The sequence below is a fragment of the Nocardioides sp. genome (genome assembly GCF_050699375.1).
In the GTDB taxonomy this organism is placed as follows: Bacteria; Actinomycetota; Actinomycetes; order Propionibacteriales; family Nocardioidaceae; genus Nocardioides.
The window spans coordinates 1-11306 of sequence record NZ_JBOHDN010000075.1; the positions used below are offsets into that span (position 1 = coordinate 1).

The 11306-nt window shown below is 69.0% G+C and carries 9 protein-coding genes; 6 read left to right on the forward strand and 3 right to left on the reverse strand.

From position 1 onward, the window contains the following. The first annotated feature begins 151 nt into the window (after positions 1-151). The 5 genes from ACRDPS_RS05275 to ACRDPS_RS05295 all read left to right on the forward strand — a co-directional run bounded on the left by ACRDPS_RS05275 (position 152) and on the right by ACRDPS_RS05295 (position 7900). Complete coding sequence (locus tag ACRDPS_RS05275) at positions 152-2281, forward strand: ATP-binding protein (RefSeq protein ID WP_431500578.1); 2130 nt, start codon at positions 152-154, stop codon at positions 2279-2281. 68 nt (positions 2282-2349) lie between these two features. Then, positions 2350-3699, forward strand: coding sequence for an FAD-dependent oxidoreductase (locus tag ACRDPS_RS05280; protein WP_431500579.1), 1350 nt, complete (start codon positions 2350-2352; stop codon positions 3697-3699). Between the two features lie 182 nt (positions 3700-3881). Continuing rightward, positions 3882-4565 (forward strand): DUF2306 domain-containing protein, encoded by a 684-nt coding sequence (locus tag ACRDPS_RS05285; protein ID WP_431500580.1) that lies wholly within the window; start codon positions 3882-3884, stop codon positions 4563-4565. A gap of 86 nt (positions 4566-4651) precedes the next feature. After that, positions 4652-6244, forward strand: a complete 1593-nt coding sequence (locus ACRDPS_RS05290; RefSeq protein ID WP_431500581.1) for a GMC family oxidoreductase — start codon at positions 4652-4654, stop codon at positions 6242-6244. Positions 6245-6289: 45 nt separating this feature from the next. Beyond that, positions 6290-7900 (forward strand): AMP-binding protein, encoded by a 1611-nt coding sequence (locus ACRDPS_RS05295; protein WP_431500582.1) that lies wholly within the window; start codon positions 6290-6292, stop codon positions 7898-7900. Positions 7901-7918: 18 nt separating this feature from the next. Here the strand turns inward: ACRDPS_RS05295 and ACRDPS_RS05300 are convergent, their stop codons facing one another. The 3 genes from ACRDPS_RS05300 to ACRDPS_RS05310 all read right to left on the reverse strand — a co-directional run bounded on the left by ACRDPS_RS05300 (position 7919) and on the right by ACRDPS_RS05310 (position 10040). Further along, positions 7919-8686 (reverse strand): anti-sigma factor family protein, encoded by a 768-nt coding sequence (locus ACRDPS_RS05300; RefSeq protein WP_431500583.1) that lies wholly within the window; start codon positions 8684-8686, stop codon positions 7919-7921. Positions 8687-8836: 150 nt separating this feature from the next. After that, positions 8837-9340: a sigma-70 family RNA polymerase sigma factor gene (locus ACRDPS_RS05305; protein ID WP_431500584.1), complete on the reverse strand. Its 504-nt coding sequence runs from the start codon at positions 9338-9340 to the stop codon at positions 8837-8839. A gap of 28 nt (positions 9341-9368) precedes the next feature. Continuing rightward, positions 9369-10040: a YceI family protein gene (locus tag ACRDPS_RS05310; protein WP_431500585.1), complete on the reverse strand. Its 672-nt coding sequence runs from the start codon at positions 10038-10040 to the stop codon at positions 9369-9371. A 134-nt stretch (positions 10041-10174) separates the two neighbouring features. Here ACRDPS_RS05310 and ACRDPS_RS05315 point away from each other — a divergent pair. Beyond that, positions 10175-11306, forward strand: a 1132-nt coding sequence (locus ACRDPS_RS05315) for an acyl-CoA dehydrogenase family protein (protein ID WP_431500586.1), incomplete at its 3' end; no start/stop codon positions are given.

The following is an 11306-nucleotide window of genomic DNA, read 5'->3' on the forward strand; positions in this document are numbered from 1 at the left end:
TGGGCAAAGGCCACTTCGTTCAGACCTCCCCGCGAAGGCATACCGGGGTCTTTCGAGCGGGGGCAACGCCGCCCAGTGCGTGCCATGGCGGCGGACCGGGGAGGAACTTGAGGCGATGACCACTAGCGAGCGCTGGACTATCGTTGTCCGAGTGGCAGATGCTTCCGTTTCCCCGCGGCCGCTCAGCGAGTTGCTGGTGGCGCGGCGGAAACGCGGGTTCGTCGGCCGCGACGCGGAGCTGGAGCTGATGCGAGACGCACTCGCACGTGCTGTGCCGCCATTCTCGGTGCTCTACATGTATGGACCAGGAGGGATCGGAAAGTCGAGCCTGGTCGACGTCATCGCTGATCTCGCTGCTGAGACCGGTGCCACGATCGCTCGGGTCGACGGCCGCGAGGTGTCCCCTGAGCCAACGGCAGTGCTTGGAGTGCTCGCGGAGTCGCTCGATGTCCCGGATGGTGGCGCGGCGATCACGACCCCGGGTCGGCCGGTGATCGTTCTCGACACCTACGAGCGGCTTGCACCATTGGACGACTGGGTGCGAACCAAGCTGTTGCCGCGCCTCCCCGCCACGGCCGTGGTCGTGATCGCGGGTCGCGCCCCTCCCGATGCGTCCTGGCGCGCCGACCCCGGCTTCGGCGACCTGCTGAGAGTCGTTTCCGTGCGCAACCTGACCCCGGCGGAAGGCCGCGAATACCTGCTCGCGAAGAAGGTCGAACCCGCCAGGCATGAGGAGATCCTCCAGGTCACCCATGGCCACCCGCTGGCGCTTGCCCTGTTGACAGATCATGTCGCCAGGGGTGGCGAGCCCGTGGTCGACCCGATGCCACCAGACCTGGTCGCGACACTGATGCAACGCGTGGTCGAAGCCGTCCCGTCCGAGCTGCACCGCCGCGCGCTCGAGGTGTGCGCCTTGGCACGGGTGACGACCGAAGCACTGCTGCGGGATGCGCTGGAGGTCGATGACGCGCACGACCTCTTCGAGTGGTTGCACGGGCTCTCGTTCATCCACGCCGGCGCCGAGGGTCTCTACCCGCACGACCTCGCGCGCGACCTGCTGGACGCGAACCTCCGCTGGCGCGACCCCGCAACCTACAAGCAGGTTTTCCGTGGGGTCTGGACCCACATCCGTCGGTTGCTGCAGAGCACGACCGGCCGCGCCCAACAGCAGGCGATCTTCGACCTCAAGTTCGTCTTCCGCAACCTCCCCGACGTCCTTTCACCCGTCGACTGGGCATCCTGGGGCGGGTTCTACCCCGAACCAGCAGCTCCCCGAGACCGGGAGGCGATCATCAACCTGGTTCAAGCAGCCGAAGGAGTCGCGTCGGCGGCCATCGCCGAGCACTGGCTGGACCGTCAGCCAGAAGGATTCCGCGTCCTACGCCATCACTCAGGCTCCATCCGGGGCGTCGTCGCGCTGATCGACCTGACCCGCGCCTCTGCCGAGGACCTCGCCGCCGACCCCGGAGCCGACGCGGCATGGAGGTTTGCCCGACGTAGCGGACCTTCCCGCCCCGGAGAGGTCGTGACCCAGACCCGGTTCGTCATCGACCAAGAGGCCTACCAGGAGCCGTCCCCGACGCTCAACGCCGTTCCCGTGCTCACCCTGCAGCAGTACCTGTGCACGGCAGAGCTGTCCTGGGACTTCCTGACCCTCGCCGAACCCGATCGTTGGAACGACTACTTCGCCGTCGCCGACCTGCCCCGGGCCGAAGGGGCGGACTTCGAGGTCGGGGGACGCCGGTACGGTCTGTTCGCGCACGACTTCCGGCGGGTTCCCGTGGACGCGTGGCTGGAGCTCGTGACGGAGCGCGCCCTCGCCCGTGACGCGACGCCCGAGCCGACCGCGGCGGGACGACCTCAGCCCTTGGTCCTTTCCCAGCCCGAGTTCAAGCAGGCAGTCAAACAGGCACTGCACGACCTGCATCGCCACGATCTGCTGGCCCGCAGCACCCTGTTGCGAGCTCGACTCGTCCTCGACGACGACCACGACGAGGAGCGGGGCGCCGACGCGTTGGCAGGTCTGTTGCACGATGCCGTCGACACCCTGCGCGGGGATCCCCGCGACGACAAGCTGCTGTGTGCTGTCGACCGGACCTACCTACGTCCTGCTGCGACCCAGGAGTCCGCGGCCGCGATGCTCGGGCTGCCGTTCAGCACCTACCGACGACACCTGACACAAGGTGTTGAGCGGGTCGTCGCCTGGTTGTGGGAGCGCGAGGTCTACGGCGACTCCGAACCCAGCAACCTCGAGACTCCGCCGCGGAGCGAGCACAACTGAGCAGTTTCTGGTCTGGCAACTGAACAACGATCACGCGCAGCCTGCTGGTGAAACCAAGGAGGCCGCAGATGATGGAGAAGATCGCCGACCGAGCCGTGGTGCTCGGCGGCAGCATTGCCGGACTGCTCGCCGCTCGCGTGCTGTCGGAGGCGTACGACGAGGTGGTCGTGGTGGAACGAGACGAACTGCCGACGGCCGCGACACATCGGCGTGGCGTACCGCAGGGCCGCCACATCCACGGTCTGGGCGGTCGCGGTCAGCAGATCCTCGATGAGCTGTTCCCGGGGTTCACCGCGGACCTGGTGGCGCAGGGTGTTCCGGTGGTCGACCAGCTGAACGACGCCCGCCTCTACCTGAGCGGACATCGGCTGCAGCAGGCCGTGAGCGGCGTCCGAGTGCTCAGCGCCAGCCGCCCCTGCCTCGAGGGATACCTCCGGGAACGGGTCCGTTCGCTGCCTGGTGTCGGCTTCGCCGATCATTGCGACGCTCTCGGGTTCGCCACCACGCCCGACGGTGATGTCACCGGTGTGCGGGTGATCCGCCGCGCCGACGGCAGCGCCGGAGAGACACTCGACGCCGATCTCGTCGTCGACGCCACCGGACGCGGCACCCGAACACCCCGCTGGCTGGACGACCTGGGATACGGGCGGCCGGCGCGGGACACGATCGCGGCCGACATCGCGTACGCAACCGCGACCCTGCGTCTTCGCCCCGACGCACTGGGTAGCGACCTCGCCGTCATCGCCCCGCCCAAGTCGGGGCACCACCGTGGCGGCGGGCTTGCCGCGATCGAGGGCGATCGGCACATCCTCACCCTGATGGGGCTCCTCGGCGAGCGTCCATCCACGACGCCGGAGGGCTTTCTCGACTACGCCAGATCTCTGCAGGTTCCCGACATCTACGATGCCGTCCACGACGCCGAGATGCTCACCGATCCGGTCGCGACACGCTTCCCAGCGAGCGTGCGCTGCCGCTACGAGCGCATGGCCCGCTTCCCCAACGGTCTGTTGGTGGTGGGGGACGCACTGTGCAGCTTCAACCCGATCTACGGGCAGGGAGTCGGCGTCGCCGCTCTCGAAGCCCTCACCCTTCGGCGCCATCTCGAGGGTGAGCGTCCTCTCGATACGCACAAGGTCATGCGCGCGCTGGCCAAGGCCATCGACGTGCCTTGGGACATGGCAGCCGGCGGGGACCTTGCCTTCCCGGCAGTCGAGGGAGACCGAAACACCAAGGTCAGAATCGGCAACGCCTACATCCCGCGTCTGCACGCCGCCGCCGCGAGCGACGCGAAGCTCGGCACCACCTTCGTCCGGGTGGCCGCGCTCATTGATCCGCCCGAGCGCCTCTTCCGTCCCGGCACCATCGTCCGCGTGCTGGCCCAGATGGCATCGAACAGTCGGGATCGATCCGGTCCCTGAGATGTCTGGCGCCTTCGACCGGGACGATCAGGTGTTCCTCACCGAGGCGTTGGGGAGGATCGTGAGCGTCACGATCACGGCGCGTACGTCCTGAGCGTCCCGGGTTCGCCGCCATGGCCCGTCGAGGTCAAACTTGAGTCGAAGCTCAGTCGCAGCACGGAAGCCATGCGACACTCGTCGTCATGACGGGCCCCGCGCGCGTCGAGAGCCCGCGGTCTGCACGACTTGCCGCACTGGCGATCGGCGCCCTGATCGCGATCGTGCTGGGTTTCGCGGCCATGCGGGTGATGATCGACTGGCCGAACATTCTTGCCGGTACGACGCCTGACGACGACTTCGCGATGCGGTACGTCGAGCACCCGTGGCTCGCCTACCTCCACATCGCGCCGGGCGTCGTGTATCTGATCGGTGCGCCGCTGCAGCTGTCCCGGCGGTTCCGCACCCGGCACTACCAGTTCCACCGGCGCTTCGGACGTGTGCTGCTGGTCTGCGCACTCGTCACGGGGGTGTTTGCGCTGCTGTTCGGCGTTCCGCACGCCTGGGGCGGCGCGCCCGAGGCGGCTGCGACAGTCCTGTTCGGGAGCTGGTTCCTCCTGTCCCTGGTGCTCGCCTACCGGGCGATCCGCCGTGGCGCCGTAGCCCAGCACCGACGCTGGATGATCCGCGCCTTCGCGGTCGGTGTCGGTATCGGCACCATCCGGATCTGGGTCGGCATCTTCGTGGGTATCGAGCAGATGCTGTCCGGAGGTGCCTCACCGAGCACGCCGAGCCCGACGACGTTCGGCGTCGCATTCTGGCTCGCCTTCACGATGCACGTGGCCATCGGCGAATGGTGGCTGCGACGGACCCCGGTCCTGACCGGCTGACGATCGGCACCGCTGACCTAGGGACAAAGCGGCTCGGGAGCAGTAGGTTCGTTGGACCCCGATCAGCGTTGATGGAGGAGCCTCGGATGAGCCAGATGAGTCAGGAGCTGACCACCGACTACGTAGTGGTCGGAGCAGGATCCGCCGGAGCAGTGATCGCGAGTCGGCTCAGCGAGAGCCCGAGCAACCAGGTGCTGCTCCTGGAGGCCGGTCCGGGTCGCAAGGAGACCAACGTCCAGGTGCCGGCGGCCTTCTCGAAGCTCTTCCGCTCCGAGCTCGACTGGGACTATCTGACCGAGCCGCAACCGAGCCTCGGTGGGCGTCAGATCTACTGGCCGCGTGGCCGGATGCTCGGCGGCTCCTCCTCCATGAACGCGATGATGTGGGTCAAGGGCTTCCAGGCCGACTACGAGGAGTGGGGAGACGCCGCCGGCCCCGAATGGGGCTGGGAGTCCGTGCGGAAGACGTACGCAGCGCTCGAGGACGTCGAGGATCCCACCGCTCTCGACGGGATCGGTGGACTGGTCCGGGTCGAGCGCCAGCGCAGCCCCAGGCCGTACACGAACTCGTTCCTGCAGGCCGCCGAGGAGGCCGGATATCCGCGGGGGAGGGCGAACGGCCCGAACCCCGAGGCGTACGTCGAGACCATGGTGACGCAGCGGCGCGGGGCGCGCTGGAGCACCAAGGACGCCTATCTCACGCCGGCCCGCAAGCGCATGAACCTGACCACCCTGACCGATGCCCCGGCCACGCGGGTGCTCTTCGACGGCACCCGGGCAACCGGCGTGGAAGCCATGGTGGCCGGACGCAGGACGGTCATCAACGCACGCCGCGAGGTGATCCTCGCCGGCGGCGCGATCAACTCGCCACAGCTCCTGATGCTCTCCGGCATCGGACCGGCGGCCCACCTGCGCGAGCACGGCGTCGACGTCGTCCACGACCTCCCCGAGGTCGGTGAGAATCTCTCCGACCACCTCGTCGGCGTGCTCGGCTGGGAGGTCGAGGGTGGCACGCTCGGCACAGCCGAGACCCCGCTCCAGCTGGTCTCCTACCTGCTGAGGCGCCGCGGCATGCTCACCTCCAACGTCGGCGAGGCGTACGGCTTCCTGCGCTCCCGCGCCGGCCTGAGCGGCCCCGACATCGAGATGATCTTCGCCCCGGTCGGCTTCTTCGAGGAGGGCCTCGTTCCCTACGAGGGCCATGCGGTCGGCCTCGGACCGATCCTGATCGACCCAGCCAGCCGAGGCCAGATCCGGTTGCGATCCGCGGACCCGGCGGCCAAGGCGGTCATCGATCCTCGCTATCTCAGCGACCCCGACGGTCACGATCGCGCCGCGATGGTCGACGGCGTCCGGGTGGCGCTGGACATCGCCGCCCAGCCCGCGCTCAAAGGCATCCTCGGCAAGCTGGTTCGGCCCGATCTGCCCAACGACGCTCCTCCTGCCGAGATCGCCGACGCCGTCCTGGCCCGCCACGCCCACACGCTCTACCACCCCACCGGCACCTGCCGGATGGGCAGCGACGGCGCCAGCGTGGTCGACCCACAGCTTCGCGTACGTGGCGTCGACGGCCTCCGCGTAGCCGACGCCTCGGTGATGCCCAGGATCGTGCGCGGCCACACCAACGCACCCTCGATCCTGATCGGCGAGCGGGCCGCGGAGATCATCCAGAAGGGCTGAGGGCAAGACTTCCACCGCGCGCGTGATTCGGGTCACACTGGGCCCATGACGGATTCCTACGCTGCCGGAGAGACCACTACCCCGCTGCTGGAGGAGACGATCGGGGCCAGCTTCGACCGCACTGTCGCGCGGTTCGACGACCGGGAGGCGCTCGTGGAGGTGGCCACCGCCCGCCGCTGGACGTACGCCGAGATGAGCCGTGACGTCGACGCGCTGGCCGTCGGGCTCCGCAAGGCCGGGATCGAGAAGGGCGACCGGGTCGGCATCTGGGCACCCAACTGCGCGGAGTGGACCCTGACCCAGATCGCCACCGCGAAGATCGGCGCGATCCTGGTCAACATCAACCCGGCCTACCGCACCCACGAGCTCGCCTACGCGCTGACCCAGTCGGGCATCAAGCTGCTCGTCTCCGCTCCCGAGTTCAAGACCTCCGACTATCGCTCGATGGTGGCCGAGGTCGGCGGCGACTGCCCCGAGCTCGAACAGACCGTCTTCATCGGCGACCCCGAGTGGACCGCCCTTCTCGACGCCGGGCGCGGCGAGAAGCTCCAGGACCACGTCACCTACGAGCTCGACCCGTCCGACCCGATCAACATCCAGTACACCTCGGGCACCACCGGCTATCCCAAGGGCGCGACCCTGAGCCATCGCAACATCCTCAACAACGGCTTCTTCACCACCGAGACGATCGACCTCACCGAGCACGACCGGCTGGCGATCCCGGTGCCCTTCTACCACTGCTTCGGCATGGTGATGGGCAACCTCGGCTGCATCACCCACGGCGCCACGATGGTGATCCCGGGCCAGGCTTTCGACCCGGCCACCACCCTGAAGGCCGTCCAGGACGAACGTTGCACGGCCGTCTACGGCGTACCGACGATGTTCATCGCCATGCAGAGCCACCCCGACTTCGCGAGCTTCGACCTGAGCACGCTGCGCACCGGCATCATGGCGGGCAGCCCGTGCCCGGTCGAGGTGATGAAGCGGTGCGTCAACGAGATGAACATGAGCCAGGTCTCGATCGCGTACGGCATGACCGAGACCTCGCCGGTCTCGACCCAGACCCGGATGGAGGACGACCTCGAGCACCGCACCGCGACCGTCGGCCGGGTCCACCCGCACGTAGAGGTGCGAGTCGTCGACCCGACCTCCGGTGCCGTGCTGCCGCGTGGCGAGGCCGGCGAGCTGCAGACCCGCGGCTACTCGGTGATGCTCGGGTACTGGGCCGACGAGGCGAAGACGAAGGCGGCGATCGACGACGAGGGCTGGATGCACACCGGCGACCTCGCCGTGATGAACCCCGACGGCTACTGCAGCATCGTCGGCCGGATCAAGGACATGGTCATCCGTGGCGGCGAGAACATCTACCCCCGCGAGATCGAGGAGTTCCTCTACACCCACCCCGACATCGAGGACGTCCAGGTCATCGGCGTGCCCGACGAGACGTACGGCGAGGAGCTCTGCGCCTGGGTGCGTCTGCGATCCGGTGCCGCTCGGATGACCAACGAGAGCCTGAAGGAGTACGCCACCGGCAAGCTCGCCCACTACAAGATCCCGCGCTACGTCCTGGTCGTCGAGGAGTTCCCGATGACCGTGACCGGCAAGGTTCGCAAGGTGGAGATGCGCGAGAAGACCGTCTCCGAGCTCGGGCTCTGACCCGAGCACCGGGCGTGCTCAGGTCAACGCCGCCGCCGCGATCGCCTTCTCCTCGCCGACGAGGGTGATCTCGACCCGCTCGACATCGTCGATCGGCACCGCCGAGGACGCGTCGAGCCCGAGCGTCTCCCCGCCGGACCAGGTCCACGATCCCGCGACCGTGCGAGAACCGTCGCGGCCGACCAGGACCAGGTCGTAGGTCACCGGCCCACGCGGAGCCTGCGCCGGCGGGCTCTGCCCGGGCTTGGGCGGGTAGTGGCAGCTCCACTGCAGCTTGGTGCCCCAGTTGGTCGGAGTGACGACGAGCTGGGCCCACAGGTCGACGCTGCCCACCGGCTGCAGATCGACGATCCGCTCGGCGGTGCCGGCGGAGCCGGACGGGGAGACCGAGGCGGAAGGCGCCGCGGCCGGGTCCTGCGCGCCGTCGCGGCCCAGGATCACGCCGCCGAAGGCGGCGCCACCGGCGAGGAGCACGACGGCAGCCACCGCGGCGAGTGCGTTGCGGCGCAGCCGCGACCTGCGTACGGCCCCGGCCAGCTCGGTCAGCGCGGTCGCCGGGAGGTCGGCGACGTCGTCATCGACGAGCTCCTCGGCCTCCTCCCGCGAGAGCACACCGAGCAGCCCCGGCATCCCGGCGAGCTCGGCGACGGCGTCGCGGCAGATGGCGCAGCCGCCCAGATGCCGCTCGTACGTCCTCCGGTCGCTCGGGCTCAGCGCTCCGAGCACGTAGGAGGCGTCCCAGTCGGCGAACGTCTCGTGTGCGGATGCGTCCAGGTCGTCGTTCATGCCGCCACCTCCGTAGCGCGACAGTACGGACGTGGCGGCCTGAACCCTATGGTCGTTCGCTGGCGCTCACTCATGCCGCCACCTCCGTAGCGCAAGCGCAACAGTACGGACGTGGCGGCCTGAATCCTGTGGTCGTTCGCTGGCGCTCACTCATGAGGTGACCCCCTTCTCTTGCAGCGCGAGTCGCAGGGCTCGCAGGCCGTAGTGCAGCCGAGACTTCGCGGTGCCGATCGGGACGCCGTGCTCGTGGGCGAGCTCGGTGACCGACCGGCCGCCGTAGTAGGCCCCGACCACCATCGCGCGGTGGTCGGGGGAGAGCGACGTGAGCGCGTCGGCGACGACCCACGAGTCGAGCACCGCCTGGGTCTCGTCGGCCCGGCTCTGCTCGGGCGGTGACTCCGCGGCGTACTCCCGCTTGCGTCGGGCGCTGCGCAGGTCGTCGATGACGAGGTTGCGGGCCGTGGTGAACAGCCAGGCGCGTACGCCGTCCTCGGACCGCTGCAGCACCTCCGGGTGGCGCCACGCGCGCAGCAGTGTCTCCTGGACCACGTCCCGCGCTTCCTCCCCGTCGCCGGTGCGGCGCGCCACATAGCGGTAGAGCGCGTCCGCGTGGGCGTCGTGCACAGCTACCAGGAGGTCGTCCTCGGCACCCATGTCACCTCCCTGCGTCAACGGGCCCGGATCACGCCGGGGTGAGCGCGAGTGAGAACTCGACGCTACCGCTGTCCTCCACGCTCACGAAGCCGAGGTTGGGTGCCTCGACACCGAAGTCGGCGAAGGTGATCGGCACGCTGCCGACGACCTGCATGGCGTCCGCACCGTCGGACCCGACCTCCGCGGCCACGGTCACCGGCTGCGTCTCGCCGTGCACGGTGAGGTCGCCGGTCAGCTCGACCTCGGTGGCACCGTCCTCCAGGGCTGCGGGCTCGGTGAGCTCGAAGCTGGCCGTGGGGAACTCCTCGGCCTGGATCGCGTTTTCGCGGAAGTAGCCGTCCCGGTTGCTCGAGTCGGTCGCGATCGTGGCGACCTTCACCTCGATGCTCGCCTCGGTGACCTCGCCCTCGGCGATGCTCACCTGGCCGGTGACGTCCTCGGTGCGGCCGGTGACGGTGACGTCCTCGCCCCGCAGCACCTCGTCGACCCGATAGCCGGCGAAGGACCCCTCCGAAACACTCCACGTGCCCCCGGCGGCCGCGGTGTCGGAGGGCACTGCCGACGCGCTCAGGCTGGGCTCGTCCGCCGCCGCGTCCTCTGCTCGGTCGGCGTACCATCCGGGCCCGAAGATCACCGCTACACCGCCGAGAACCACTACTGCCGCACCGACCCCGATTGCTGCCTTCGTCCGTGTACGCACGTCGAACCCTCTCGCCTCAAGCCGACCCGATGCCGGCCTCCGTCCCGTACTACGGAGCACGACCGCGAACGGTTCAATCGGTCGCGGGTGACACAATCGGCAGCGCCCCACACGATCCCCTCAGGAGTCCACCCATGGCACAGACCCCTCTCGAGCTCTTCGGCACCGAGGCCCTCATCAACGATGAGGAGCGCGCGATCCGCGACACGGTGAGGTCCTTCGCGGAGAAGCAGATCAAGCCTCACCTCGCCGACTGGTTCGAGGCCGGTGACGTCCCGGTCCGTGAGCTCGCGCCCGAGCTCGGCAAGCTCGGCGTCCTCGGCATGCACCTGGAGGGCTATGGGTGTGCGGGCACCAGCGCCACGGCGTACGGCCTGGCCTGCATGGAGCTCGAGGCCGCCGACTCCGGGATCCGTTCGCTGGTCTCCGTGCAGGGCTCGCTGGCGATGTACGCCATCTGGAAGTGGGGGAGCGAGGAGCAGAAGCAGGAGTGGCTGCCGCGGATGGCGGCCGGTGAGGCGATCGGCTGCTTCGGGCTGACCGAGCCCGACTTCGGCTCCAACCCTGGCGGGATGCGCACGCGGGCCCGGCGCGACACTCCGGGGGACGAGAACAGTGACTGGATCCTGACCGGCAACAAGATGTGGATCACCAACTCCCCGGTCGCCGACGTCGCGGTCGTGTGGGCCCAGACCGACGAGGCCCCCGACGGCAAGGGCATCCGAGGTTTCGTGGTCCCCACCGACACCCCGGGCTTCTCCGCGCCGGTGATCAAGCAGAAGCTGTCCCTGCGCGCCTCGGTCACCGGTGAGATCGTCCTGGACGACGTACGCCTCCCGGCCTCCGCCGCTCTTCCCGAGGTCAGGGGCCTCAAGGGCCCGCTGTCCTGCCTGAACGAGGCCCGCTTCGGCATCGTCTTCGGCGCCGTCGGCGCGGCCCGCGACTGCCTCGAGTCCGCCATCGCGTACTCCGCCTCGCGAGAGATCTACGACAAGCCGCTCTCGGGCTACCAGATCACCCAGACCAAGCTCGCCGACATGACCCTCGAGGTCGGCAAGGCGATGCTTCTCGCGCTGCACCTGGGCCGCCTCAAGGACGCGGGCACGCTCCGCTCCGAGCAGATCTCGCTCGGCAAGCTCAACAACGTCCGCGAGGCGATCGCCATCGCCCGCGAGTGCCGCACCATCCTCGCCGCCGCCGGCGTCACCCTCGAGTTCCCGATCATGCGCCACGCCAACAACCTCGAGTCCGTCCTCACCTACGAGG

What these genes read in the sequence shown, in the direction of transcription:
- ACRDPS_RS05280 (WP_431500579.1), top strand. Translation starts at nt 2,350, where the DNA reads ATGATGGAGAAGATCGCCGACCGAGCCGTGGTGCTCGGCGGCAGCATT.
- ACRDPS_RS05285 (WP_431500580.1), top strand. Translation starts at nt 3,882, where the DNA reads ATGACGGGCCCCGCGCGCGTCGAGAGCCCGCGGTCTGCACGACTTGCC.
- ACRDPS_RS05290 (WP_431500581.1), top strand. Translation starts at nt 4,652, where the DNA reads ATGAGCCAGATGAGTCAGGAGCTGACCACCGACTACGTAGTGGTCGGA.
- ACRDPS_RS05295 (WP_431500582.1), top strand. Translation starts at nt 6,290, where the DNA reads ATGACGGATTCCTACGCTGCCGGAGAGACCACTACCCCGCTGCTGGAG.
- ACRDPS_RS05300 (WP_431500583.1), bottom strand. Translation starts at nt 8,686, where the DNA reads ATGAACGACGACCTGGACGCATCCGCACACGAGACGTTCGCCGACTGG.
- ACRDPS_RS05305 (WP_431500584.1), bottom strand. Translation starts at nt 9,340, where the DNA reads ATGGGTGCCGAGGACGACCTCCTGGTAGCTGTGCACGACGCCCACGCG.